23 protein-coding genes are annotated in these 25,740 nt (G+C 71.7%); 13 read left to right on the forward strand and 10 right to left on the reverse strand.

Translation table 11 applies throughout. The annotated features are described in order from the left end of the window. Window positions 1-14 precede the first annotated feature (14 nt). The 5 genes from OG844_RS05110 to OG844_RS05130 all read left to right on the forward strand — a co-directional run bounded on the left by OG844_RS05110 (window position 15) and on the right by OG844_RS05130 (window position 8,866). Entirely contained in the window at window positions 15-1,472 is a 1,458-nt protein-coding gene (locus OG844_RS05110; protein ID WP_406388386.1) for a PLP-dependent aminotransferase family protein, read from the forward strand. A 136-nt stretch (window positions 1,473-1,608) separates the two neighbouring features. After that, on the forward strand, window positions 1,609-3,204 hold the full coding sequence (locus OG844_RS05115) for an alkaline phosphatase D family protein (protein WP_406388387.1): 1,596 nt from the start codon (window positions 1,609-1,611) through the stop codon (window positions 3,202-3,204). 73 nt (window positions 3,205-3,277) lie between these two features. Further along, window positions 3,278-4,669 carry an SWIM zinc finger family protein gene (locus OG844_RS05120; protein ID WP_406388388.1) on the forward strand — a complete coding sequence of 464 codons (1,392 nt, stop codon included), beginning with the start codon at window positions 3,278-3,280 and terminating at the stop codon, window positions 4,667-4,669. After that, window positions 4,666-7,422 carry a DUF6493 family protein gene (locus OG844_RS05125; RefSeq protein WP_406388389.1) on the forward strand — a complete coding sequence of 919 codons (2,757 nt, stop codon included), beginning with the start codon at window positions 4,666-4,668 and terminating at the stop codon, window positions 7,420-7,422. The genes OG844_RS05120 and OG844_RS05125 overlap by 4 nt, the downstream gene beginning before the upstream one ends. A gap of 40 nt (window positions 7,423-7,462) precedes the next feature. Further along, window positions 7,463-8,866, forward strand: a complete 1,404-nt coding sequence (locus OG844_RS05130; RefSeq protein WP_406396007.1) for a GNAT family N-acetyltransferase — start codon at window positions 7,463-7,465, stop codon at window positions 8,864-8,866. Here the strand turns inward: OG844_RS05130 and OG844_RS05135 are convergent. After that, window positions 8,784-10,016: a trans-sulfuration enzyme family protein gene (locus OG844_RS05135; protein ID WP_406388390.1), complete on the reverse strand. Its 1,233-nt coding sequence runs from the start codon at window positions 10,014-10,016 to the stop codon at window positions 8,784-8,786. The genes OG844_RS05130 and OG844_RS05135 overlap by 83 nt on opposite strands. Before the next feature lie 59 nt (window positions 10,017-10,075). On the opposite strand from OG844_RS05135, the gene OG844_RS05140 reads away from it, so the two are divergent. From OG844_RS05140 to OG844_RS05150, 3 genes are all read left to right on the forward strand, one after another. Continuing rightward, window positions 10,076-10,588: an Lrp/AsnC family transcriptional regulator gene (locus OG844_RS05140; protein ID WP_406388391.1), complete on the forward strand. Its 513-nt coding sequence runs from the start codon at window positions 10,076-10,078 to the stop codon at window positions 10,586-10,588. A gap of 68 nt (window positions 10,589-10,656) precedes the next feature. Further along, the gene (locus OG844_RS05145) at window positions 10,657-12,342 is read left to right on the forward strand and encodes a DUF885 domain-containing protein (protein ID WP_406388393.1); all 1,686 of its coding nucleotides are present in this window, start codon (window positions 10,657-10,659) and stop codon (window positions 12,340-12,342) included. Window positions 12,343-12,508: 166 nt separating this feature from the next. Continuing rightward, the gene (locus tag OG844_RS05150) at window positions 12,509-13,402 is read left to right on the forward strand and encodes an ATP-grasp domain-containing protein (RefSeq protein WP_406396009.1); all 894 of its coding nucleotides are present in this window, start codon (window positions 12,509-12,511) and stop codon (window positions 13,400-13,402) included. A gap of 47 nt (window positions 13,403-13,449) precedes the next feature. Here the strand turns inward: OG844_RS05150 and OG844_RS05155 are convergent, their stop codons facing one another. After that, complete coding sequence (locus OG844_RS05155; protein WP_406388394.1) at window positions 13,450-13,935, reverse strand: rhodanese-like domain-containing protein; 486 nt, start codon at window positions 13,933-13,935, stop codon at window positions 13,450-13,452. Window positions 13,936-14,029: 94 nt separating this feature from the next. Here OG844_RS05155 and OG844_RS05160 point away from each other — a divergent pair, with 94 nt between their 5' ends. Further along, entirely contained in the window at window positions 14,030-14,476 is a 447-nt protein-coding gene (locus OG844_RS05160; protein ID WP_351168390.1) for an Lrp/AsnC family transcriptional regulator, read from the forward strand. Here the strand turns inward: OG844_RS05160 and OG844_RS05165 are convergent. From OG844_RS05165 to OG844_RS05175, 3 genes are all read right to left on the reverse strand, one after another. Next, window positions 14,466-17,540, reverse strand: a complete 3,075-nt coding sequence (locus OG844_RS05165; RefSeq protein ID WP_406388396.1) for an AAA family ATPase — start codon at window positions 17,538-17,540, stop codon at window positions 14,466-14,468. The genes OG844_RS05160 and OG844_RS05165 overlap by 11 nt on opposite strands. Then, window positions 17,537-18,703 (reverse strand): exonuclease SbcCD subunit D, encoded by a 1,167-nt coding sequence (locus OG844_RS05170; RefSeq protein ID WP_406388398.1) that lies wholly within the window; start codon window positions 18,701-18,703, stop codon window positions 17,537-17,539. Before OG844_RS05170 ends, OG844_RS05165 begins: the two co-directional genes overlap by 4 nt. Before the next feature lie 135 nt (window positions 18,704-18,838). Next, window positions 18,839-19,474: a YigZ family protein gene (locus tag OG844_RS05175; protein WP_406388400.1), complete on the reverse strand. Its 636-nt coding sequence runs from the start codon at window positions 19,472-19,474 to the stop codon at window positions 18,839-18,841. An 84-nt stretch (window positions 19,475-19,558) separates the two neighbouring features. Here OG844_RS05175 and OG844_RS05180 point away from each other — a divergent pair, with 84 nt between their 5' ends. Together OG844_RS05180 and OG844_RS05185 are read left to right on the forward strand one after the other, a co-directional pair. Beyond that, window positions 19,559-19,975 (forward strand): CoA-binding protein, encoded by a 417-nt coding sequence (locus OG844_RS05180; RefSeq protein WP_406388401.1) that lies wholly within the window; start codon window positions 19,559-19,561, stop codon window positions 19,973-19,975. Between the two features lie 35 nt (window positions 19,976-20,010). Continuing rightward, window positions 20,011-20,817 carry an aminoglycoside N(3)-acetyltransferase gene (locus tag OG844_RS05185; protein WP_406388402.1) on the forward strand — a complete coding sequence of 269 codons (807 nt, stop codon included), beginning with the start codon at window positions 20,011-20,013 and terminating at the stop codon, window positions 20,815-20,817. A 33-nt stretch (window positions 20,818-20,850) separates the two neighbouring features. Here the strand turns inward: OG844_RS05185 and OG844_RS05190 are convergent, their stop codons facing one another. Beyond that, entirely contained in the window at window positions 20,851-21,405 is a 555-nt protein-coding gene (locus tag OG844_RS05190) for a YbaK/EbsC family protein (protein ID WP_406388404.1), read from the reverse strand. A 31-nt stretch (window positions 21,406-21,436) separates the two neighbouring features. After that, window positions 21,437-22,021: a helix-turn-helix domain-containing protein gene (locus OG844_RS05195; RefSeq protein ID WP_406388406.1), complete on the reverse strand. Its 585-nt coding sequence runs from the start codon at window positions 22,019-22,021 to the stop codon at window positions 21,437-21,439. 93 nt (window positions 22,022-22,114) lie between these two features. Here OG844_RS05195 and OG844_RS05200 point away from each other — a divergent pair, with 93 nt between their 5' ends. Then, a complete protein-coding gene (locus OG844_RS05200; protein ID WP_406388408.1) occupies window positions 22,115-22,981 on the forward strand; it encodes an EamA family transporter in 867 nt (288 codons plus the stop codon). Window positions 22,982-22,985: 4 nt separating this feature from the next. Here OG844_RS05200 and OG844_RS05205 read toward each other — a convergent pair whose 3' ends face one another. Continuing rightward, entirely contained in the window at window positions 22,986-23,732 is a 747-nt protein-coding gene (locus tag OG844_RS05205; protein WP_406388409.1) for an acyltransferase, read from the reverse strand. Window positions 23,733-23,884: 152 nt separating this feature from the next. On the opposite strand from OG844_RS05205, the gene OG844_RS05210 reads away from it, so the two are divergent. Further along, a complete protein-coding gene (locus OG844_RS05210; RefSeq protein ID WP_406388410.1) occupies window positions 23,885-24,415 on the forward strand; it encodes a gamma carbonic anhydrase family protein in 531 nt (176 codons plus the stop codon). 60 nt (window positions 24,416-24,475) lie between these two features. Here OG844_RS05210 and OG844_RS05215 read toward each other — a convergent pair whose 3' ends face one another. Together OG844_RS05215 and OG844_RS05220 are read right to left on the reverse strand one after the other, a co-directional pair. Next, window positions 24,476-25,141, reverse strand: coding sequence for a DedA family protein (locus OG844_RS05215; protein ID WP_406388411.1), 666 nt, complete (start codon window positions 25,139-25,141; stop codon window positions 24,476-24,478). Between the two features lie 134 nt (window positions 25,142-25,275). Further along, window positions 25,276-25,713, reverse strand: coding sequence for a DUF4442 domain-containing protein (locus OG844_RS05220; RefSeq protein ID WP_406396010.1), 438 nt, complete (start codon window positions 25,711-25,713; stop codon window positions 25,276-25,278). Window positions 25,714-25,740: the final 27 nt, after the last annotated feature.

Below are 25,740 nucleotides of genomic sequence, written 5' to 3' on the forward strand. Positions count from 1 at the left end.
TAAGGTCCACTTCCATGACGTCTTCGGAGACCAATCCACGACCCGGTCCGGGCGTTCAGGAAGAGCGGCCCATCGCCTCCGCCGCTTGGGAGCTGTTGATCCCCGCAGTCTCCGCGCCCGCCCGTCAGCGCGGTCGTGCGCTGCAGTCGGCGTTGCGCGAGGCCGTGCGTTCGGGTCGGCTCGCGGCGGGCACCAGGCTTCCGGCCAGCCGTGAACTCGCCGCCGACCTCGGGGTGTCGCGGGGTCTGGTGACGGAGGCGTACGAGCAGCTGACGGCGGAGAGTTATCTGCGCAGCGGCCGGGGCGCGGGCACGTGGGTGAGCGGCGGGGTGCGACCGGCTGCCCGTGGGGCGCGTGATCTGGCGCCGCGTGCGCCCGGCGTACGGGTGGACTTCCGCCCGGGCACCCCCGATCTCTCCCTCTTCCCGCGGAGCGCCTGGGGCGCCGCCCACCGCGCGGTCCTCGGCCGGCTGCCGCACAGCGCTCTCGGCTACCCGGACCCGCGCGGTCTTCCGGAGCTGCGCGAGGCTTTGGCCGCCCTGCTGACGCGGCGTCGCGGAGTGGTGGCCGATCCCGAGCGGCTTGTGGTGTGTTCGGGCGTGGCACAGGCGACGACGCTGCTCGGCTTCGTGCTGCGGGGGCGCGGCGCCGCGGAGGTCGGTGTGGAGGACCCGGGAAGCCCGGAGCACGCAGCGCTGTTCGCCTCGGCCGGGCTCGGGACGGTCCCGCTGCCGCTGGACGGCGAGGGTCTCGCTGTGGCACCGCTTCTGCGTTCCGGTGTGCGCGCTCTCGTGACGACCCCGGCGCATCAGTTCCCCACCGGGATCGCCTACTCGGCCGAGCGCCGCAGCAGGCTCCTCGACTGGGCCCGCAGCTCCTCGGCCGTGATCATGGAGGACGACTACGACGGTGACTTCCGCTACGACAGGGCGCCTGTCGGGGCTCTCCAGGGACTGGACCCGGAGCATGTCGTGTACACGGGCTCGGTGAGCAAGTCGCTGGCGCCGGGACTGCGGCTGGGCTGGCTGATCGCCCCCGCGTCGATGACCGACGAGATCGTCGACCGCAAGCGCACCATGGACCTCGGCAATCCCGCCATCGACCAGGCCGTCCTCGCGGACTTCGTCACCCGGGGCGGCTACGACCGTCACCTGCGGCGCTGCCAGCGCGCCTACCGGGAACGACGGGACGCCATGACCGCAGCGCTGGAGGAACACTTTCCCGGTGCCGAAGTCAGCGGGATCGCCGCGGGGCTGCACATCATCGCCCGTCTGCCCGAACGCTGCGGTTCCCGGGCGGACATCCTGGTCCGGGCGGCGGCAGCCGGGATCGCCCTGCGCCCGCTGAGCGACTACGGGACGGCTGACGCCGAGGACCCCGCGGTCCGTCTGGTGCTCGGCTACGCGCATCTGGCCCCGGCCGATATCGCGCACGGGATCCGTCTGCTGGCCCGCGGGCTCACGGCGTCCTAGGGAAGGAACAGGCCGCCTGTTCATCTGGGGTTGGCGTTCCGGCCGCCGCCAGGCACTAGGCATGAGTCGGCAACCAGCCATGCGCGCACAGCCGTTCCGGCAGGCCGTCCGCCCCGTCGCCCCTGGAGGCATCCCGATGTCGAACCGTCCTCGCATATCGGCCCCGGGCCGTCGCACCGTGCTGCGCGGCTCGCTGCTCGCCTCGGCCGCGGCCGCAGTGCCCACCACCCTGGCAGCCGCTCCGGCCTTCGCGCTCTCCGGCAGGCCGAGCGCGGCATGGGGTGTGCAGGTGGGCGATGTGACGGCGTCGTCGGCGCTGGTATGGGTGCGTTCGGACCGTCCGGCCCGGATGCTGGTCGAGACGTCGGCCACCGAGTCATTCCGCAAGGCACGCAGATGGCACGGTCCGCTGATGGGGGCGCGCACGGACTTCACGGGCACGACCCCCCTGTACGGTCTGCCCGCCGGCGAGCAGGTGCACTACCGGGTGACGCTCGCGGACCCGCACGACCCGCGCCGCACGGGCAAGCCGGTGTACGGAACCTTCCGCACCGCCCCCGCCAGGCGCCGTGAGGGGGTGCGCTTCCTGTGGTCCGGCGACATCGCGGGCCAGGGCTGGGGCATCAATCCGGACATCGGCGGCTACGTGGTGTACGACGAAATGCGGCGCCTCGACCCGGACTTCTTCCTGTGCAGCGGCGACAACATCTACGCGGACGGGGTGCTCGAACCGAGCGTGGCACTGCCCGACGGCCGGACCTGGCGCAACATCACGACCCAGGAGAAGTCCAAGGTCGCCGAGACCCTCGACGAGTACCGCGGCAACTTCCGGTACAACCTGCTGGACGACAACCTGCGCACGTTCAACGCACAGGTTCCCTCCGTCATCCAGTGGGACGACCACGAGGTCCGGAACAACTGGTATCCCGGTCAGATCCTCGACGACGTGCGCTACACCGAGAAGAACGTCGATCTCCTGGCGGCCCGGTCGATGCGGGCGTTCCGCGAGTACTTCCCGGCGTCGGCCCTGCACGGCCCCTCCGCGCACGGTGCGTCCCGGGAAGGGCGCATGCACCGCGTCGTGCGGCACGGTCCGCTGCTCGATGTGTTCGTCCTGGACATGCGGTCCTTCCGTAACGCCAACTCCCCCGGGCGGCAGCCCGACGACACCACCGGCATCCTCGGCTCCGAGCAGCTGAGCTGGCTCAAGCGCGAGCTCTCGCAGTCGCGCGCGGTGTGGAAGGTGATCGCCGCGGACATGCCGCTGGGCCTGGTCGTCCCCGACGGGGCCACCGACTTCGAGGCGGTCGCCCAGGGGGATCCCGGCGCACCGCTGGGACGTGAGCTGCAGATCGCCGAACTGCTGCGGTACATCAAGCACCGGCGGATCACGGGCACCCTCTGGCTGACCGCCGATGTGCACTACACCAGCGCCCAGCACTACTCACCCGAGCGTGCGGCATTCAAGGACTTCGCGCCTTTCTGGGAGTTCGTCTCGGGTCCGCTGGCCGCAGGCGGCTTCCCCGCCAACGCGCTCGACGGCACGTTCGGTCCCGAGCGGGTCTTCGTCCGGGCTCCGGACCGGGCGAACGTGTCGCCCATGGAGTCCCCGCAGTACTTCGGAGAGGTCGATATCGACGGTGGGAGCGGGGAACTGACGGTGCGGCTGCGGGCGCAGGGTGGCACGGTTCTGTTCACCAAGGTGCTGCAGCCCGGGCGTACGGGGCAGTGAGCGGGCGTCGTCGGGAACCGGTCCCGGGCTCGCGTCCGGGGCCGTTGTCAGTGGTGGGTCCTACGGTTTTCCCATGACCCGAACCGTTCAGGCCCTGGCCTACTCACGCCCGTCCGTCCTGGAGTCCTCGCAGGCCGGGCGGTTGCTCGGACTGGAGACCGCCGGCGGTCTCACGCCGCGCGGCGCCGAGGCGCACCCCCGGTTCTTCTCCGGGTTCCTCACTTCGCCGAGGATCGCCGCGCGGGGGCTCCTGGCCGTCGCCGATGTGGCGTCCGCCCGCTACTACCAGCGGACGCTGCCGTCGTCCCTCGACCCGGTGGTCACGGGCAACGGCGACCGGCTGCGCTTCGAGTCGTTCTCCGGCTGCTGCGGGGTGTACGCGCGTCTTGATGTGCTGCAGGAAGGCCTCGACGGGGCGGAGACGGGGCACGGGACGACGAATGTGGACGTCAACCACCCCTTGCGTGAGGCGCTGTCGCGGATAACCGCGGACGATCCGCTGCACCTGCGGGTCGGGCCCGACGAGATGGCGGTCACCACCATCGACGGGCCGGTGGTGGAGAAGAAGGTGCCGCTGCCGGGACGCTGGCTGCGCGGTTTCGCCGAGGCCCAGGTGGTGTCCGCCGGATTCGATCTGCGGGCCGAGCTCCCGGCGGCGGAGGCTGTCCGGTTCCTCCGTTCGCTGCCGCGCTCCTCGGGGAACGCCTCGCGGGGAGCCCGGTGGGTCGTGCCCGCCGGGAAGACCCTGCGACCGACGACCCGCCCCGTCGCGGGCGCGGTCTGCCTGCCGGGTCCGGAGCGACTGGTGGCGCTGCAGCGGGTGTTGCGGCATGCGACGGCTCTGCGGATCTACGGTCCGGTGGCCGACGGTACGGCGACGGCGAGTGCCTGGGAGGTGGTGTTGCCGGGAATGCGGCTGACACTGACCCTGTCGCCGGACGCGTCACGCGGATTCTCCGGTGAGGGAGGAGTGCTGGAGGCGCTGGCAACGGACGATGCCGCGGCGGACGCCGAACTGGTGTCCGTGCTGCTGGCCTGGGAGCCCAGGATCGACCCTGCCGATCTGGCCGAGCAGTCGGGGCTGACGGTGGAACGGATCCGGGCGGCGCTCACCCGGTTGGGCACGGCCGGGCGCGTGGGGTACGACCTCGCGAACGCCGCCTACTTCCACCGGGAGCTTCCCTACGACGCACGCCGGGCCGAGCGGCACAATCCACGTCTGGTCGCGGCACGGCAGCTGGCCGGTTCGGGAGCGGTCGTCGTCGACGGTGAGCTGGCGGCCGTCTCCTCCGGTGAACGCCGCTACCAGGTGCGGGAGAGGGACGGAGTGCTGAGCTGTACCTGCCAGTGGTGGGCGGACTACCGAGGACGCCGCGGCCCCTGCAAACACGCCTTGGCGGTCCGTATGGTCCGCCGCGGTGCCGCGGTCGCCGGCGGTGCCGCGGTCGCCGGCGGTGTGCGATGAAGGAGCTCCTCACCGCCGTACGGGAAGGCCGCACACAGGATGTGCCCGCACTGGTGGCCGGACTCGACCGCGAGGGACGCAGGGCGGCCCTCGCCGAGTTGAAGTCCCTGCGCAAGGAGGCCCGGGGCTGGGACTGGCGGCAGCGGGCAGCCGTCCAGAACACCCTGCTGGTCGCGGGCGCGGGGTGTCACACCGGCGCAGCCGCCTGCGCGGCCTGGATCGGCGGCAGGGATCTGCGCGACTGGTCGAGCACTCCCTACCCCTTGGTCCTGAAGGTCCTCGCGGACCGTGATCCGGACTGGCTCGCCGATCTCGCCCATCGGCTGGCGGCACGTCCGTCGATGGCCTCGACGGACGCCGACTACCGGTTCGTCGCCGAACTGGTGCGCATCGCGCAGTGCCCGATGCCGGTCACCGACACCATCGTGGAGGCCTGGCTGTCGTACGTCGGCTCCAGCAGGTGGCACGACAACAAGCGGACCCCCCTGATCGAGGTCCTGCGCGCCGACCCGCACCTCACGGCCATGGTGCCGAGGCTGTTCGAGGGCTCCGAGCCGCCGTCCGCTCTGTACTGGTACGACGATCCCGACTCCGGTGATCATTGGCCGGCAGCCCTGGCGACGCTGGCCGCCGAAGGGATGCTGGACCGTGCCGTGCTGGTCGACGGGGCCGTGAAACGGCTGCTGCGCGGGGGGAAGCCGGGGAGTCTGAGGTTCTACCTCGCCGTGGTGCGTGCACTCGGCCTGACCGAGGAGGAGGAGAATGCGCGTGTCCCGGACTGGTCGGGGATGGCCGGGGACGGCATCGCGATCGTCGCGGGCCATGCGCAGGAGGTGCTGTCCCGACTGGACGCCCGCGGGGAACTGACCACGCGTGTGCTCGCAGAAGTCTCGGGCCCGGTGCTGTTCCGCACGGAGAAGAAGCTGGTGCGGACCCAGTTGACACTGATCGGCAAGGTGCTGCGCCGGGACGCGTCCACCGCCGATGAACTGCTTCCGGTCGTCGCCGAGGCTTTCGGGCACGAGGACATGGACATCCAGGAGCGGGCCCTCAAGCTGACGGCACGTCATCTCCGTTCGGCCGGTGACACCGCCCGTGAGGATCTCGCCGTTGCCGCGGCGCAGCTGGGACCGATGCACCGGGCCGCCGCCCGTGAGGTGTTCGGGGACCTGCTGGACGAGGGGACCGCCGAGGAGGCTTACGAGGAGACTCTGCCTCCGGCACCCGCCGCGCGCCTCGTCGGACCCGCCCCGGAGACGGTGGCCGAGCTCGTCGAAGAGGTCGCCGCCCTGATCAACTCCGGTTCTCGGGAGGTCAGTTCGTTCGAGCGAGCCCTCGACGGGCTGATCCGTCACGCCCGGACCGACCGTACGGCGCTGACGGAGGCACTGCGCGAGGCGATGGCCGGACAATGGTGGCTCGATGACCTTCGGCAGGAGCAGGTGGACCGGTGGTTCTCCAGGAATCCAGGCGGTCTCGATCTTGTCGCGGCAGCGCTGCTCGGCCGGATCTCGTTCCGGTCCCTCCACGACGGACGCAACCGTTGGACGGCAGCCGGCACCTGCCCGCACGCCGCGCTGGACAGGGTGATGCACGCGAGGCTCTGGGAGGCGGCCGACTTCGCGACGACGGGGCGGGTGCCTTTCCTGCTGGCCACGCCGACCTGGCACACCGGTTCGCTGGACCCCGACGAGCTCGTGGAGCGGCTGCGTGCCTACCGTCGGCTCGGCGTCCCGCCGGGGCCCGCCGACTTCGCGCAGGCGCTGCTTCGCGTGCGAAGGACCGGCAGCCTGCGGGCAGCGGCCGACGCCGCCCTGCTCGGCACGACGGAGGGCGACCGGCTCGCCTCGTGGTTGCGGACGGACACACCGGTCGCCCCCGTACTGCGGCACAGGTCCGACAGCGACCGTCCGACCTCCGGTACCTGGTGGCAGCGCTCCGCCACCGGGACCCGGCGGGTGCTGCTCGCCACGAAGGAACGCCTCGACATCCAGCAGGAGTTCCCACCCGCGTTCCACTGGCTGGGCCGTCCGCACCACCCCGATCAGAGTCCCTGCTACCACTGGGACGCCGCCCGCTCGGAGCACTGGCTCGCGGCCCTCCCGGAGGACGGCGAGGCCCTCGCGGCCTGGCTGATACCCACCCTCATGCACGGTGCGGACGACGGTCCGGACGGTGGGGCGTGGGTCCTGCCGGGACTCGCCGAGGCGGGTGGACCTGCCGCCGACGCCATTCATCTCGCCCTGGCGTACGGACTGGGGGCTCGCCGTCCGGAGGACCGCCTGTCCGCGGTGGACGCCCTCCTCGTCCTCGCCTCCCAGGGGCGCCTGGACGCGGGGCTGCTCGGGCGGGAGCTCGCCGTTCTCGTCGACCACGATCTCGTGAAGCCGAACCGGCTCGCGGACTCGGCCCGTACGGCCGCCGCCACCGGCGCGTACCGGACGGTCCTTTCGGTGCTGACGGCAGCGCTGCCGAGCCTGCTGGCCTACGAGAAGGCGCCCCACGGGCTGGGCGACGTCCTGGCCGTGGCTGCCGCGTGCGCGGAACGCTGCGGACCGGTGACCTCGGAACCGATCGCCGGCCTCGCCGCGACGGCCGGCCGACGGGGCTCCTCGCAGCTGGTGCGGCAGGCCGCCCGGCTGCTGGCGGCGTCCGGATCCGGGTATGACGGGGGTGCCGTCGAGGGGGACAGCCAAAAGGTGTTGATAGGAGCCAGATCCACACGTAACCCATCAGTCACAATGCGTTCGTGATCAGGCAACACCGTTCGGTCACAGTGAAGACATGACTGATGTGACATCCGCAAAGAGTGCCCGCCGCCCCCACCACTGGCGGCGGGACCTGATCGAGCTGGCCGCCCTCTTCACGGCGGTTGCGGTGGCCGACGCGATCGCCAATCTGATCGGGCACACCCCGGACGGCCCGTACCTGCTGGTCGCCTCGGCCGTGGCCCTCGCGGCCACGGCCGCGTTCCACACATGGTGGGCACGACGCCACAGCCACGCCCCGCCGCCGCAGCCGGACAGCGATACGGACACCGGCGGCGCAGGCAGCGCGCTCACGTCCTCCGGCGTGGAGGCGGACGTGGAGACCGTGCTGTGGCGGATGCGGACGACGGTGCGGGACACCCCCGGCACCCTCGCCGCGCTCTGCATCGCTCTCGCCCGGCACCGGATCGACATTCTCACGCTGCAGACGCACCCGCTGGCCGAGGGCACCGTCGACGAGTTCCTGCTGAGGGCTCCCGCGGCGCTGCCGGCTCAGCAGCTCACCCGGGAGATCTCCGCCGCGGGTGGTTCCGCCACCTGGATCGAGCGCGCCGACGCGCACGATCTGGTGGATGCGCCCACCAGGGTCCTCGGCCTCGCGACCCGCACCGCTCTGGACGCGGCGGAACTCCCTCTCGCGCTGCGCCAGCTGCTCGGCCGTTGCACCATCCACTCGCTGCCGGCCCTGTCGATCACCGGACGGCCCACCGGGGAGAGTGCTCCCGTGGAGGGAGTGCTGGAGGAGACCGTGATGAGGCTTCGCGATCCCTCCGGCGGCGTCATCACCGTCGAGCGGCCCTATCTTCCGTTCACCCCGACCGAATTCGCCCGGGCCCGCGCCCTGGTGGAGCTCGATGCCCGTCTCGGGCCCCGCGTACCGCGCAGCGAGGACGTCCTCACCCTTCCCGAGGGCAACGAGATCACGGTGCGGCGCGCGGACCGCGGCGATCTCGCTGCCGCCCGCGCCATGCACGACCGCTGCTCCGACAACACCCTCGGTCTGCGCTACCACGGCCCGGTGCGTGATGCCGACCGCTATCTGGACCACCTGCTGAGCCCGCGTTTCGGCCGCACGCTCGCCGTTCAGACGGCTTCCGGCCGGCTGGTCGCGCTCGGCCACCTGCTCTGGGACGGCGACGAGACCGAGGTCGCTCTGATGGTCGAGGACGACTGGCAGCGCAGGGGCATCGGTTCCGAACTCCTGGGCCGGCTGGTGGCCATGGCCGTCGAGGCGGGCTGCGAGAGCGTGTACGCCGTCACCCAGGCGCACAACACGGGCATGGTCGCTGCCATGCGTGCGCTCTCGCTGCCCCTCGACTACCAGATCGAAGAGGGAACCCTCGTCATCACAGCCCGGCTGGATGCGACACCAGGTCTGCCGGCCGCCCCGCACGGGCAGTCCGAGCAGACACCGCAGGCCCGTCGCTGAGCGCCTGACACAGATCGGCCCAGAGGTCCTCGACGTCCTCCAGGCCGACGGACATCCGCAGCAGCCGGTCGCCGACGCCCGCGGCCTGCCGGTCTCCCTCATCCACAATGCGGTGGCTGATGGAGGCCGGATGCTGGATCAGGGTGTCGACGCTGCCGAGACTCACGGCGGGCGTGATGAGCCCGACTCCCGCGATCACGCGGTGCGGATCCCCGTACACCTCGAACGAGACCATCGCCCCGCCCAGCTTCGGGTAGTGGACCCGCGCGATGCGGGGGTCGGCGGAGAGCCGTCGGGTGAGTTCGGCGGCGCTCGCCGACGCGGCCCTGACCCGCACCGACAGGGTGGAGAGGCCGCGCAGCAGCAGATAGCCGGCCAGCGGATGCAGCACACCACCGGTGGCGAACCGCACCTGCCGGAGCTTCGCCGCGAACTCCTCGTCGCACGCCACGACCCCGCCCATGACGTCGCCGTGGCCACCGAGGTACTTGGTCGCGCTGTGCAGCACGACCCGGGCACCGTGCTCGACCGGACGCTGGAGTACGGGGGTCGCGAAGGTGTTGTCGACGAGCAGCGGCACCGAACCGCAGGAGTGCGCCACCGCCCGGATGTCGATCTCGGCCAGCGTGGGATTGGCCGGAGTCTCGACCATCACCAGCCCGGTGTCCGGGCGGATCGCGTCGGCGATGCCCGCCGGATCGGTCCAGGTCACCTCGGTCCCGAGCAGCCCGGCGCCGAGGAGGTGGTCACTGCATCCGTACAACGGCCGGACGGCGACGACATGGCGCAGCCCCATGCTCGCGCGGGCCAGCAGCACGGCGGTGAGCGCCGCCATTCCGCTGGCGAAGGCCACAGCGCTCTCGGTCCCCTCCAGACGGGCCAGTGCCGTCTCGAAGCGGGCGTTCGTCGGATTGTCCAGCCGGGCGTAGACGGGCGGCCCGTCCGGCTTGGCTCCGGTGGCGGCGAAGGCATCGATCCGCTCGGCCTCACCCCGTGAGTCGTACGAGGGGTAGGTGGTGGACAGATCGATGGGCGCGGCGTGCAGTCCCAGAGAGGCGAGATCGTCGCGTCCGGCGTGCACGGCTTCGGTGGCGAGCGCCCTGGACCGGAGGAGGGCCGGGGATGTCAGCGATGAGGCTTCGGTGTCCATGCCAGTACTCTGAACACTGAGCGGCCGATCGAGCGAAAATCCCGTGTTACGTTCGCCCAATGGCTGAATCTGTCGCTCTGGACCCGGTGGATCTACACATTCTGCGACTGCTGCAGAACGATGCACGGACGACGTACCGGGAGCTGGCCGCCGAAGTCGGGGTGGCGCCGTCCACCTGTCTGGACAGGGTGGCACGGCTGCGCCGCTCCGGTGTCATCCTCGGGCACCAGCTGCGGCTCGATCCGGCCCGGCTCGGCCGGGGCCTCGAGGCACTGCTCCTGGTGCAGGTCCGGCCGCACCGCAGGGAACTCATCGGACCGTTCGTCGAGCGGATCCGCGCACTGCCCGAGTCCCGCGCGCTCTTCCATCTCACCGGGCCCGACGACTATCTCGTCCATGTGGCCGTCGCCGGCACGGCGGACCTGCAGCGCCTGGTCCTGGACGAGTTCACCTCGCAGCGTGAGGTGGCGCGGGTGGAGACGCGGCTGATCTTCCAGCAATGGGAGTGCGGTCCGCTGCTGCCGCCCACCGCGGGCACGGACGAGGCGCACCCCGACTCCACAACGCCGTAAAGGACCTCCACCGGGACCTAGGTCCTATCCGGGTGACGCGGAGCCCTTCGGCGTACGAGGATGTCCACATGTCAGACACATCGAGCAGCACGCTGCCGCGCCAGGTCGCCGACGCCTACGTCGACGCGTTCATCGAACTCGACCCGATCACCGGTACCTACCTCGGTGTCGCGGAAAGCTCTCGTCGGCTGCCCGATTTCTCTCCGGCCGGCCAGGAAGCCGCTGCCGAGCTGATCCGCCGCACCCTGGCGGAGCTCGACGCCGCCGAGCGGGCGCCGGGCGCGGACACCGACGCCGAGCAGCGCTGCGCGCGACTTCTGCGCGAGCGGCTGACGGCCGAACTCGCCATCCACGAGACCGAGGAGGGCATGCGGGCCGTCTCCAACATCCACTCACCGGCGCACAGCCTGCGCGACGTCTTCACGGCGACGCCGACCGCAACGGACGAGGACTGGGCGGCGGTCGTGGACCGACTGCTCGCGGTCCCCGCGGCGTTGGACGGGTACCGGGCCTCGCTCGCGCTCGGTCTCGATCGCAAGCTGTACGCGGGCCCGCGCCCCACGGCCACGTTCATCGAGCAACTGGGTTCCTGGGCCGGGGAGGGCGGCACCGGGTTCTTCCAGGACTTCGTGGCCCCGGGACCGGAGTCGCTGCGCGCGGAGCTGGACGACGCCGCACGCCGGGCGACCGAGGGGCTCCTCGCGCTGCGCGGGTGGCTGAGGGAGGTCTACGCCCCCGCGATCGAGGGTGCCCCCGACACCGTCGGCCGTGAGCGCTACGCACGTTGGGCACGCCAGTACAACGGCACGGACCTCGATCTCGACGAGGCGTACGCGTACGGCTGGTCCGAATACCACCGGCTGCTGGCCGAGATGAGGACCGAGGCAGACAAGATCCTTCCGGGCGCCGGCCCCTGGGAGGCTCTCGCCCATCTCGATGTGCACGGCAAGCACATCGAGGGCGTGGACGAGGTCCGTGTGTGGCTGCAGGAGCTGATGGACGAAGCCATCGACGCGCTCGACGGAACCCACTTCGAACTCGCCGAGCGGGTACGGAAGGTGGAGTCCCGGATCGCCCCGGCGGGAGGAGCCGCCGCTCCGTACTACACCGGTCCTTCCGAGGACTTCTCCCGGCCCGGCCGCACGTGGCTGCCCACCATGGGCGAGACGCGTTTCCCCGTGTACGACCTGGTGTCCACCTGGTACCACGAGGGAGTGCCGGGCCACCATCTGCAGATCGCCCAGTGGACCCACGTCGCCGACAGCCTTTCCCGCTACCAGGCGTCGATCGGCCATGTCAGTGCCAACGCCGAGGGCTGGGCGCTGTATGCGGAGCGGCTGATGGACGAGCTGGGCTTCCTGCCCGACGCCGAGCGGCGGCTCGGCTATCTGGACGCGCAGATGATGCGTGCCTGCCGGGTGATCGTGGACATCGGCATGCACCTGGAGCTGGAGATCCCCGCGGACTCGCCGTTCCACCCGGGCGAGCGGTGGACGCCGGAGCTGGCCCAGGAGTTCTTCGGCAGCCACAGCGGCCGGCCTGCCGACTTCGTGGAGAGCGAGCTGACCCGCTATCTGTCGATGCCGGGGCAGGCCATCGGCTACAAGCTGGGCGAGCGCGCCTGGCTGCTGGGCCGGGAGAACGCACGCAAGGCGCACGGGGACGCGTTCGACCTCAAGGCCTGGCACATGGCGGCTCTCTCGCAGGGTTCGCTCGGCCTGGACGATCTGGTGGACGAGCTGTCCAGGATCTGACGCCGGATCGAACGTCGGGGATCTGATCCGCGAGCGGTTCCGCGTTCCGATCCGCGCGGCCGACGGGTCCGGTGGAACCATGGCCCTGTCCGCTCGCGACGCCTCCGCCGGCGCGCCCTTCCGTATCCGCCCGAGTCCCGAGCGAAAGCTCAAGAAACGGTTCCGCATGACGCCGACCGGTTTCCTGTTCTGCTCCGACCCCCTGCGCCCCGGACGCCCGGACCCTCAGTTCGCCCAGGAGGCTGCCGCCGCCCGCAGGGCGGGGGCGCAGATCGCCCTGGTCGACCACGACGCGCTGCTCGCCGGGGACCCGGAAGCGTCCGTCGGCCGGGTCCGGCGGGACTCGGGGGCGTACTGGTACCGAGGCTGGATGATTCCGCCGGTGCGGTACGAGGAGCTGGAGGGGGCGCTGGCAGGGCGCGGCTGCTCGCTCCTCACGGATGCCGCCGCATACCGCACGGCGCATGAACTGCCCGGCTGGTACGGGGTATTCGCCGGTCTCACACCGCACAGCGTCTGGTGCGCGCTGACCTCCGACGCCGCCGCAGGTACAGGCACGGAGTTCTGGGCACGCCTCGCCGGACCTCTCGGCTCCGGGGCGGGCGTCGTCAAGGACTTCGTGAAGTCCCGTAAGCACGAGTGGGACGAGGCCTGCTACGTACCGGCGCTGTCGGACGCTCCTCGGCTCGCCTCGGTCGTCGGGCGGTTCGTCGAGCTGCAGGGCGACTTCCTGGCCGGTGGTGTGGTGCTGCGGGCCTACGAGTCGTTCGTTCCGGGCGGCGAGGCCCGGGTGTGGTGGGTGGACGGTGAGGCCGTGCTGGTGACCGCCCACCCCGACACGCCCGCCCAGGTACCCACGCCCGGGCTCGATGCCGTCGGTGAGGCGGTGCGTGGCCTCGGCTGGCGTTGGGTGACGACGGACATGGCCCTGCGCGACGACGGGGTGTGGCGGGTGGTGGAGGTCGGCGACGGGCAGGTCAGCGGACTGCCTGCCGGCCACGACGGGGAGGGCGTGTTCGCTGCCCTGCTCGACACCGCGGGCACTTCCCAGGGGCGCTGACCGGCCGGTGACCGGCAGTCGCCGCAGTCGTCGGCACGACGCGGTGGTCAGCAACCGCAGTCGTCGGCACCCGCCGGCGCGGTGAGCGGGTCGGCGGGGCGCCGTTCCAGGCCCTGCCAGGTCTCGAACTCGAATCCCTCGCGCGCCCAGTACTCGAATCCGCCGAGCATCTCCTTGACCTGGTAACCGAGTTCGGCGAGGGCCAGGGCGGCGCGGGCGGCACCGTTGCAGCCGGGGCCCCAGCAGTAGGTGACCACCGGTACCGCCGGGTCGAGAAGTTCCTGTGCCTGCTCCGCCACGAGTGCGGTGGGCAGGTGTACCGCGCCGGGAATGTGTCCCTGGTCCCAGGACGCGGTGGACCGGGAGTCCAGCACGACGAAGCCCGGGTCGCCGCCCGCCGCCAGTGCCGCGGCCACGTCGGAGGCATCGGCGTGGAAGGCCAGCGAGGCACCGAAGTACGCGGCGGCGGCCGCAGGGGAGGCCGGGGCGACGCGCAGGACGGGGTTGTCTGTGGTGGTGAGCTGTGAGGTCATGCCCAGAAATCTACGGTCGGTGCTCCTCTGCCGGAAGTGAGGATCCCCGCCACATCGCTTGATCTGCCGGGGATCTCCCTGTTGTCTGAGGAGCATGACCGACTATTCCCCGGACGCCACGGACTGGCGCATCCTCGACGTCCTGCAACGCGACGGACGTGCGACCTTCGCCGAGCTGGCCCGCGCCGTCGCCATGTCGCCGAGCGCCGTCACCGAACGCGTGCGCCGCCTCGAGGAGGTGGGCGTGATCAGCGGTTACACCGCAGTGGTGGAACCCGAGCGGCTCGGGATGCCGATCATGGCCCTCGTACGGCTGCGCTATCCGAACGGCAACTACAAGCCTTTCCACGATCTGACGGACACGACGCCGGAGATCGTGGAGGCACATCACGTGACGGGGGACGACTGCTTCGTGCTGAAGGTGACCGCCCGTTCGATGCGCCACCTCGAAGAGGTCACGGGGAGGATCGGCACCCTCGGCTCCGTGACCACCAGCATCGTGTACTCCTCGCCTCTCCCCCGCCGGGCGATCAGCCGCTGAGCGTGCCCGCCACGCGATGCCGCACCGCCGAGCCGTGTCGTTCCTTGACCAATTCCAGCTGTGCGGGGATGCGGCGCCGCAGGTCGGCGACATGACTGACGATGCCGACGCTGCGGTCGCGTTCGCGCAGCGAGTCCAGGACGTCGAGGACCTCGTCCAGGGTCTGCTCGTCCAGGCTGCCGAAGCCCTCGTCGATGAAGAGCGTGTCCAGCCGTACGCCGCCCGCCTCGTCCGTGACGACATCGGCGAGGCCGAGCGCGAGGGCGAGCGACGCGAAGAACGTCTCGCCGCCGGACAGGGTCGCCGTGTCGCGCTCCCGGCCCGTCCAGGAGTCCACGACGTGCAGCCCGAGTCCTGCTCTGCGCCCACCGCTCCGCGCGTCGGAGTGGACCAGGGTGTAGCGGCCCGACGACATGCGCTGGAGACGGGCTGTCGCGGCCGCGGCGACCTGTTCCAGCCGGGCGGCGAGCACATACGCCTCGAGCCGCATTTTGCGCTCGTTGTCGGCCGAGGTGCCCGCGGTCAGCCCGGCGAGACGTGCCACCCGTTCGTGCTCCTGCCGGAGCGGCCCCATCCTGCGCACCTCGTCCGCGGTCTGCCGGGAGAGCCGGCCGAGCTCCGTGCAGCGCTCCTGGGCGGCGGCGAGGGCGGCGGCGCTGTCGCGCAGCTGCCGTCCTGACGCGTCGTACGCCGACTGCGCGGCATCCGGCGTCGCGGGCGGGTGCGCCGCGGCTGCCCGGGCGTCCTCCTCGGCGAGCCGGTCGGCGACGGCTGCGGCCTCCGCCTGCCAGGCGTCGATCCGGTGCTGGAGTTCCCGCTGGGCTGTACCGTCGACGAGCGCCGAAGCCGCGGCCTGCGGGGTGTCGAACCCGGCCCGGAAGGCGGCGTCGGCGAGTGTGCCGTCGGCCTCCTTGCGGCGCTGCGCGGCGCTCTGTTCGGCCCGCAGCGCATCAGCGGCATCGGCGAGCAGCGAGACCCGGCGCTCCAGCAGGTCCGCGTGTGCGGCGACGGAGCCCGAGGCCCCCCGTGCCGCCACCAGTTCGGTCTCCAGTGCGGCCTGTTCGCGGTCGAGTGCTTCCCGCTGTGAGGTACGGGCCGCCGAGCGCCGTTCGGCCTGCTGCCGGGCGTCGAGCCGTCCGAGGTGTTCCCGCTCGGCAGCGGCGAGTGCCTCCCGCGCGCCGTGCATCCCGGCTGCCAGCCGGTGCGCTTCCGCGTGTTCCCGGGCCAGCCCGGTGACGACCGCCTCGAGTTCCGCGACGGAGGCCGTACCCCGGCCGGAATCCTGCGCCGCCCCCTCGGCCTCCGGCACCTCCAGATGCTCCGACAGGTCCCCCGACGCCTCCGCCCGCGCCACGGCGAGCCGTTCGCGCAGCACGCCGAGCTCGCGCTCCGCCTCCGCGCGGGACTGCTCCGCACGCCGGTGGTCGGCGAGCGCCGCTTCCTCCGTCGCGCGGTCCACATGGCCGTCTCCCGGGCGGGCCGGCTCCGGGTGATCGGCCGACCCGCACACCGTGCAGGCCACGCCGTCGGCGAGCCCTGCGGCCAGCTCCGCCGCGATGTCGCGCAGCCGCCGCTCACGCAGCCCCAGCCAGGTCTCGTGCGCGGCGAGGGCGTGCTCGCGGGCCGCGGTCAGACTGTCCTCGGCGGTCCCTTCCCGGACGACGAGTGCGTCGCGCCGCCGTGCCGCGTCGAGCCTTCTGCGCGCCGGTTCCAGCCGGCCGGCCAGCTGCTCGGCCCGGGTCGCGGCCTCCTGCGCGCTCTCGATGCGCTCCCGCAGTTCCCGGTGGATGCCGTCCCAGCCCGCCAGCCAGTCCGCCGACTCCTGGATCAGTTCGTCGTCGGCACGGGACTGCCGTTCGATCCCCGCCCGTTCGGCGTCGATCTGCCTGCTGCGCCGTTCGGCGCGGCGCGCCGCTTCGAGTGCGCCGAGGTCCGACCGGAGGGTGCGCTCAGCGCCGGAAAGCTGTTCGACGCCCGCGTCGGCCAGCTCCGGGGGCAGCTCCGCGCGAGAGCGTTCACGGGCCCCGCTCGCCGCCCGGTGGGCGCGTTCGGCCTCCTCGCGCAGCTCGAGCGCCGGAGCGACGAGGTCCGCCTTGCGTGCGCGCGTGAGCTGTTCGTGGCAGCGGTCGCGCTCGATGCGACGCTCCTCCAGTCCTGCGGCGCGGCGGCGCGTTTCCCCGTACCGCTGCTGCAGCCGGGCGAGCTCGCGCTCGGCGTCCAGGGCGTCGCGCGCGGCGTTGTTCCGGGCCTCCGCCGCCGACAGTGCGCACCGGGCGATGTCGAGCCGCTCGTGTGCGCCGCCACGCGCGACGGCTGCCCATTGCAGTACGCCGTCGGCGAGTCCGGGTTCACCGGGCCGGTCCTCGGGCAGGGGCGATTCGCTGGCGGCCGGTCCGGCGGCCTGCGCGATGCGCTGGGCGAGGGCCAGGATGTGTGCGTCGCCGGTTCGGACCTGCGCTTCCGCCCTACGGCGCAGCTCGGCCAGGTGGTCCTCCACCGCGGCGAACCGGCGGGTGTCGAAGAGCCTGCCCAGGAGTTTGCCGCGTGCCTCGGCGTCGGCCCGCAGGAAGCGCGCGAAGTCTCCCTGGGGAAGCAGGACCACCTGGCAGAACTGGTCCCTGCTCATCCCGATGAGCCGGCCGATCTCCTCGCCGATCTCCTGGTGCGAGCGGCTGAGCGCCTGCCAGCCCTTCTCGGGGCCGTACTCGCGCAGCAGGCTCTGTGCCTTTTCTGTCGTGAAGCCGTGTCCCCGCTTCCTCGGACGGGGCTGGGCGGGCCGACGGGTGACCTCCAGGCGACGTCCTCCCACGGTCAGCTCCAGCCGGACCTCGGTCGGCAGGTCGGCCGGGGCATGGTCGCTCCGCAGCGAGGTGCCGAGGCTCTGCCGGGCGCCGGGTACGGCTCCGTACAGGCCGAAGCAGACGGCGTCGAGGACGGAGGTCTTGCCCGCGCCGGTCGGACCGTGCAGCAGGAAGAGCCCGGCCGAGGAGAGCGCGTCGAAGTCGACTTCCTGGGTGGCGCCGAAGGGGCCGAAGGCGGTGAGGGTGAGCCGGTGCAGTCTCAACGGGACACCTCGTGCACGCCGTCGCTCACCCGTACGTCGTCGAACGCGGCGCGCAGCACCGTGCGCTCCTGCTCGCTGGGCCCGCTCCCGCCGCGCACATGGGCCACGAAGTCCTCCGCGATCTGCTGGTCGTCCCGGCCCCGGAGCCGCTGGGCGTACGAAGCGAAGGGGTCCTCGGGGGCACGCTCCGGTTCGAACACGAGGCTGAGGGTGTGCGGGAATCGGGCCAGGAGGCGTGCCATCGGCTCGACGGGCCGTACCGGGTCGGTGAGGGTGGCTTCGACCCAGGACTCCTCGTGCCGTTCCAGGGCGGCGTCGTCGAGGAGGGTGTCGAGCCGTCCCCGGAGCCGTGCGAGCGGGTGCGGGGCCGGGCATTCGATGCGTTCGGCGGAGATCTCTCCGCCGGCGCCGAGGTCGATCAGCCACATCGTCTTGCGGTGGGTTGCCTCGGAGAAGGAGTACGCGAGCGGGGAACCGGAGTAGCGGACGCGTTCGGTGACGGTCTGGCAGCCGTGCAGGTGCCCGAGGGCCGCGTAGTCGGCACCGGCGAAGACTCCCGCGGGGACGGCGGCGACACCGCCGACCGTGATGTCGCGTTCGCTGTCGCTGGGTTCGCCGCCCGACACGAACGCGTGAGCGAGGACCACGGAGCGGGTGGCGGCGGGCCGGTCGGCGAGATCGGCACGGACCCGGTCCATTGCGGCGGTCAGGACCGCTTCGTGTCCGGCCTTCGTGGCACCCAGGGTGTCCTTGACGAGCGCGGGTTCCAGATAGGGCAGACCGTAGAACGCCACGTCTCCGTGTGCGTCCTGCAGCACTACGGGGGTCGCGCAGTCCGCCGGATCGGTGCGCAGGTGGATGCCGGCCCGCGCGATCAGCCCCGCACCGACGCCGAGCCGGTGGGCGGAGTCGTGATTGCCGGAGATCATGACGGTCGGCACGCCGGCGGCGGCGAGCCGGTGCAGTGCGTCGTCGAACAGCCTGACGGCCGCCAGCGGCGGCACGGCCCTGTCGTAGACATCGCCCGCCACGAGGACCGCGTCGACCTCGTGCTCGCGTACGGTCCGCACGAGGTGGTCGAGGTAGTCGGCCTGGGCTTCGAGCATGGGGACACGGTGGAACGACCGCCCCAGGTGCCAGTCCGAGGTGTGCAGAATCCTCACGACATCACTCCGACGGCTCCGACCTGCATCTTCCGCTTCCTCCGCCCCGGAGCCGCACCGGCTCCGCACCCCCGCCCGCCGCGGATTTCCGCAGTCGGCCCGACACCACGCTAATGCCGCGGGGCCTCTGATCCCTCATCCGGCCCGTACGTCCCCGTACGCCTCGCCACCCAGTTCGAGCGTCGCCGAGCCGGCCGTCGCATCGGCGAGCCAGACCCTGAAGTCCTCGATGTCTGCGTCCGGGATGCCGATCTCGATCGTCACCGCCTCCGCGTACCGCACATCGTGCACGGAGCGGCCGGTGGCGCGCAGATCGTTCTCGAGCTTGCCGGCCCTCTGGTGGTCGACGGTGACCGTGGCCAGTCGGAAGCGCTGCCGGGTGATCGTGCCCAGCGTGTCGAGCGCTTCCCCGACAGCGCCCCCGTACGCCCGGATCAGCCCGCCGGCGCCGAGCTTGACGCCGCCGTAGTAGCGGGTGACGACGGCGACGGCGTACCGCACCTCCCGGCGCATCATCATCTGGAGCATGGGGACGCCCGCGGTGCCGCCCGGCTCCCCGTCGTCACTCGCCTTCTGTACGGAGGCGTCGGCGCCGATCACGTAGGCGAAGCAGTTGTGGCTGGCGGTGGGGTGCTCCTTACGGATGCGTGCGACGAATTCCTGCGCCTCCTGCTCGGTGGCTGCGGGGGCGAGCGCGCAGAGGAAGCGCGATCGGTTGACCTCGGTCTCGTGCACACCCGCGCGAGCGACTGTCCGGTACTGCTCCTGCATCCGGCCACCCTATGCGCCGTCCGGCGACCGCCCCTCCCCCGGCCGTACGGGAATGGTCCGGGGGGACCGTCCGTTGTCCCGGGCATGTACGCAGACGATGAGACGGTCCGCAGGATTCTTCAGGACTCTGGCGACACCTGGGCGGTGGTCGGTCTGTCCGACAACCGCTCCCGGGCGGCCTACGGGGTGGCCGAGGTCCTTCAGCGCTTCGGCAAGCGTGTTGTCCCGGTGCACCCCAAGGCGGCGACGGTCCACGGCGAGCAGGGGTACGCCGCGCTGGCGGACATTCCGTTCCCGGTCGACGTGGTGGACGTCTTCGTCAACAGCGATCTGGCGGGCACGGTCGCCGACGAAGCGGTCGCGGCAGGCGCGAAGGCGGTCTGGTTCCAGCTCGGGGTGATCGACGAGGCGGCGTACGGGCGCACTCGCGCGGCCGGTGTCGACATGGTGATGGACCGCTGCCCCGCCATCGAAATCCCGACACTCGCCCGCCGCTCCTGACAGGACGGTGTCGCACCCGTTCCGCAACGGGAACAATGTCTGCCGTGACAGAGCAGCTGATCAGCAATGACCGGGCGGTGGCCCAGCTGTCCCGGCTCGGGGTGGAGCGGGGCGGTGTCCTGCTGGTCCACACCTCGATGCGTGCGGTGGGGGGTGACGCCGTCGACATGGTCGACGCCCTTCGGCAGGCGCTCGGACCGGAAGGGACGCTGGTCGTCCCCTCGTTCACCTCGGAGAACTCCGACACCTCACCCCCGTACCTGGACCGGGTACGGGGGCTGAGCGAGGCGGCGCGCGCGGCCGTGCGCGCGTCGATGCCCCCGTTCGACAGGGCCGCGTCGCCCGCGACCGGCATGGGCACGCTGGCCGAGACGGTCCGTCTGGCACCGGGCGCCGAGCGCAGCGCCCACCCCCAGACGTCGTTCGCCGCGATCGGCCCGGCGGCCGGGAGCCTGCTCGCCCGGCACCGTCCGACCTGCCATCTGGGCGAGGACTCCCCCCTCGCCCGTCTGTACGAATCCGACGCCCGGATTCTGCTCCTGGGCACGGGCTTCGACACGTGCACGGCCTTTCATCTGGCCGAGTACCTGCTCCCCGACCCGCCGCGCCGCCTCTACCGCTGCGTGGTGGCGCCCGAGGGCCGCCGTCAGTGGTGGGAGTACGAGGACGTCGCGCTGGACGACAGCGACTTCGCCGCGCTGGGGCGCGACTTCGAGCGGGCGGACACCGGCGGGGCCGTACGGCGGGGGCGCGTGGGCTCGGCACAGAGCCGGCTGATCCGGCTGACCTCGGCGGTGGACTTCGCCGTCGGCTGGTTCAAGGACAACCGCGCCCGAAGCTGAGGCGGGCAGGTCCGCGCCCTCCCGCTACTGGCTTCAGATCCCCAGGCCCTCGACCAGCACCGCACCCGGCAGTGCCGCCAGTGCCTTGCCCGGGACGATCAGCTTGCCGCGGCGCCGGCCGCTGCCGATGAGCACCCACTCCTCGTCGACCACCGCGGGGTCGAGCAGCAGCGGCCAGGTGGCGGGCAGGCCGATCGGGGTGATCCCGCCGTACTCCATGCCGGACTCGCCGACCGCCACGTCCATCGGGGCGAAGGACGCCTTGCGTGCGCCGAGGTGCTTGCGTACGGCGCCGTTCACATCGACGCGTGTGCGCGAGAGGACCAGGCATGCGGCCAGGGTGACCTCGCCGCCACGCTTGCCCGCGACGACGACGCAGTTGGCCGACCGGTCGAGCAGCTCCGGGCCGTAGTGCTCGACGAAGACGTCGGTGTCGGCGATCGCCGGATCCGTGTCGACGTGGACGATGCGGTCGGCGGGGACGCCGCCCCAGCCCCTGGCCACCGCATCGGCGACGGGCGGGGGAAGCAGACCGAGACGGTCTGTGGCGGGAGAAGCGTCCTCGAGGTTGCCCAGTGGTGCGCGCATGCGCGTCACGCCAACAGCCCTCCGGCCGAGGTCAGTTGCCGTCACGGCGTACCGGCGGGATCGAGACGGCCATGGTCAGTTCGGCCGGCTCGGTGCCGTCGTTGCGGTAGCTGTGCGGCACGTGTGCCTCGAAGGTCGCGGAGGTGCCGGCCGGCACGGAGTGCTCGCCGCCGTCGACGATCAGGGTCAGTTCGCCCGAGGTGACGTGGAGAAGTTCCACCGTGCCCTCGGGATGCGGGTCGGAGGCACTGCCGTCGCCGGGCATCAGGTGCCAGGCCCAGAGCTCCATCGGCCCCCTGGCTTCCGTGCCGACGAGCAGCGTGGTCCAGCTGCCCGCCTCCGTGGACCACATCCGCACGGCCTGGCTCTCGGGAACCAGGCGCACCTGGGACCCCTGCTCGTAGTCGAGGAGGGTCGTGATACTCACGCCGAGAGCGTCGGCGAGTTTGACGGTGGTGCCGACGCTCGGGTTCGTACGTGCCTGCTCGATCTGGATGATCATGCCGCGACTGACCCCGGCACGGGCGGCGAGTGCGTCGAGGGTGAAGCCGCGCTCGCCCCGCCAGCGCTTGAGGTTGCGTGCGAGCGACTGGGTGAGCTGATCGAGGTCAGACACGTTCCGTCCAATATTTTGGATGACTGGGTCGAAAATACTGCACTACGGTGTGGTGTACCCACCCGATCACCGCACTGTACTGCGAGGCACGCGATGACAGCACTGTTCGCCCTGGCCACGAGCCTCCTGTGGGGGCTGGCCGACTTCGGCGGCGGGCTGCTGACCCGGCGGACCCCCGCACTCACCGTGGTGGTGGTCTCGCAGTGCATCGCCGCTGCGGTGCTCGGCATCGTCGTGACGGCGACGGGTGCCTGGAGCGAGCTGGACGGACGTCTCTGGTTCGCGGTCGCGGCCGGCGCCGTCGGACCCGTGGCGATGCTGAGCTTCTACAAGGCGCTGGCCCTCGGCCCGATGGGCGTGGTCTCCCCCCTCGGCGCGCTGGGTGTCGCCGTTCCGGTCGGGATCGGACTGATCGTCGGCGAACAGCCGGGACTGCCGCAGTTCGCCGGTGTCGCCGTGGCCGTCGTCGGCGTCGTCCTGGCAGGCGGCCCTCAGTTGCGTGGGGCCCCGGTGCAGCGCCAGGCCGTTGTGCTGACCCTGCTGGCGGCATTCGGTTTCGGAGCGGTGATGGCGCTGATCGCCGAGGCGTCCACCACGGTCACCGGACTGTTCCTGGCGCTCTTCGTCCAGCGCGTCACCAACATCGCCGTCGGCGGCACGGCCCTGTACGTATCGGTGCGCCGCGGGGGCCGTGCCCTGCCCGAGGAGGGCGGTCGGGCCGTCGTCCTCGCCGCGCTGCCCGCGCTGGCGTTCGTCGGCCTCGCCGATGTCGCCGCGAACGGCACCTACTCGATCGCGGCCCGGTACGGCCCGGTCACCGTGGCCGCGGTCCTCGCGTCGCTGTACCCGGTGGTGACGGCGCTGGGCGCACGCGTCGTGCTGGGCGAACGGCTGCGCGCGGTCCAGGCCGCGGGCGCGGGCCTCGCCCTGCTCGGGACCCTCCTGCTGGCCACGGGGTAGGCACTCAGCCGCGGGGCGTGTCCTCGAGATGCGCCACGGCCAGCAACTGCTCGGGCGTGACGCCTTCCGGGATCGGCACAGGTGCGGGTGTCCGCAGCGGCGGCTGCCAGCCGTTCTCGGGGTCCCAGCTCCGTACCACCCGGGCGGGCGCTCCCGCCACCACGGCGTGGTCGGGCACCTCGCCCCGTACGACGGCTCCGGCGGCGACCACCACGTTGCGCCCGAGCCTGGCCCCCGGCAGGACCACCGCTCCGGTTCCGATCCAGCAGCCGGGACCGATCACCACGGGCTCCATGCGGGGCCACTGCTTCCCGACGGGCTCGTGGGGGTCGTCGTAGCTGTGGTTGGTGGAGGTGATGTAGACGTACGGACCGCAGTACGTGTTCGAGCCGATCGTCACCGTCGTGTCGGCGATGACATGGCTGCCGCGGCCCAGCACCACACCGTCGCCCAGGGTCAGGATCGGCTCGGACCCCAGGTCCAGGTCGGGCATCATCCCGGCCGTGAGCGTCACCTGCTCGCCGATGATGCAGTGGTCTCCGAGCTCGATCCACGGCTCGCCGAACACGGTGCCCTGTGGAAAGGCGAGACGGGTCCCGGCGCCCATGCGGCCGAACCGCAGGCGCCCCGGGTGCTGCGCGGTGACCGCGCCGGACTCCTGCACCCAGGCCCAGCCCCGGTGGACGGCACGGGACAGGACGCGGCGCCGCCAGAGGGCCACGGACGAGAACGTGTTTCTGTTCTTCGGCACCCGCTCACGGTAGTCGGCCGTGACGGGACCGGCCCTCGCGCCAGGCTGTGATGTTCGCCCCACCCCGGCCCGGCGGGACGAAGAGGACGTCGCTTACGGTTTCACAGGTGGGAGGACGCGTCCTCACCGCACCCGCAACCGAGGAGCACACGATGACAGAGCAGGCGTTGGTCACCGGCATCGGCGGCAAGGAGCCGGACATCGACCCGGACGCCTTCGTGGCGCCGACCTCCGTCGTCATCGGCGAGGTCTCCTTGGCCCCGGGCTCCAGCGTCTGGTACCAGGCCGTGCTGCGTGCCGACTGCGGCCCGATCTCTCTCGGGCCCGACAGCAACATCCAGGACAACTGCAGCGTCCACACCGATCCCGGCTTCCCGCTCACGGTCGGCGCCCGGGTCTCCGTCGGCCACAACGCGGTCCTGCACGGCTGCGTGATCGAGGACGACGTCCTGATCGGCATGGGCGCCACGGTGCTCAACGGGGCGCACATCGGCGCCGGGTCACTGATCGCCGCGCAGGCCCTCGTACCGCAGGGGATGCGGGTGCCGCCGGGTTCGCTCGTCGCCGGTGTGCCCGCCAAGGTCAAGCGGGAACTGACCGCCGAGGAGCTCGCGAACATCCGCTTCAACGCCGTCGGCTACGTGGAACTGGCGAAGGCGCACCGTAAGGCCCACCAGGCCTGATGCAGGCAGCCGGGCTCGCGGCCGAAGCCCCGCGGGGGGTCCGGGCCGCGGGCGCCGGGGTCAGTCGACGGCAGGTACCGGGTCCGGCTCCGCCGCCGCCGGGGAGCCGGCCGCCGACTGCTGTCCGGCCTTCTTCGCCCGGTTCTTCAGCACCAGCATCGACGTCAGGCCGATCAGTACGGCAGCCACCAGGCCGAGCCACGAGAAGCGCTTGAGCCAAGCCTCGGCGACGACACCCACCGAGTAGATGACGGCCGTGGTGCCACCGGCCCAGACGATGCCGCCGAGCACGTTGGCGATCAGGAACTTCCAGTACGGCATGTGCAGAACGCCGGCGAGCGGTCCGGCGAAGATCCGCAGCAGTGCGACGAAGCGGCCGAAGAAAACCGCCCACACACCCCACTTCTCGAACGACCGCTCCGCCAGTGCGATCTGGGGCTCACCGAAGTGCTTGGGGAATCTGCCGCCGAGCCAAGCGAGCAGAGGACGGCCTCCCCTGCGGCCGATGGCATAGCCGATCGAGTCACCGATGATCGCTCCGGCCGACGCGCAGGCGCCGAGCACCACGGGGTCGATGTCACCGTGCTGGGAGGCGAGGAGCGCCGAACTGACGAGGATGATCTCGCCCGGCAGCGGAATTCCCAGGCTCTCGAGCCCGATGACGACCCCCACCAGGAGGTAAATACTGACCGCGGGTACGGTCTCGAGCCACTCCTGGACGTGCAACGCCGGTCCCTCCGTAAGAAATCCTGCCGCTGTGCACTCCTCCGGCGCACGGCGGGCAGCCTACCTGGCCCGGACGGCGCGAAGGGCCGCCGCTCCCCTGAGCGGGGTGCGGCGGCCCGGTGCGGACGGATCGGTCAGCGGTTCGGACGCAGGGTCCAGACCACGGTCATCTCGCTCGTCACGGCGCCGTCGGCCCGCCGAATCTCGACGGTGATGGGGAATTCAGGCCGCTTGCCCTCGTCGAGTTCGGCGATGACGTCCGCCACCGGGCGGCCGAGCGTCGCGGTCGCCGTGACGGCTCCCATGGCCACCTTCTTGAAGGACATCTCCGAGGTGACGGGGAGCGGCACGGCCCGGCCCATCTGGTCGCCGAAGGCGGCCACGACGATCGCGCCGCTCGCGGACTCGGCCAGGGTGAACATCGCTCCGGCGTGCGGTCCGCCGAGGTGGTTGTGGTACTCGGCCTGGTCCGGCAGCGAGAGGACAGCCCGCTCCGCGCTCGTTTCGAGGTACTGCAGGTTGAGGGTCCTGACCATCGGAACGGTCGCGGACAGCATCTCGCCGACTGTCATCTCTTCAGTGCTCATGAACGGGATGTT

The organism is Streptomyces sp. NBC_00887, from assembly GCF_045207585.1.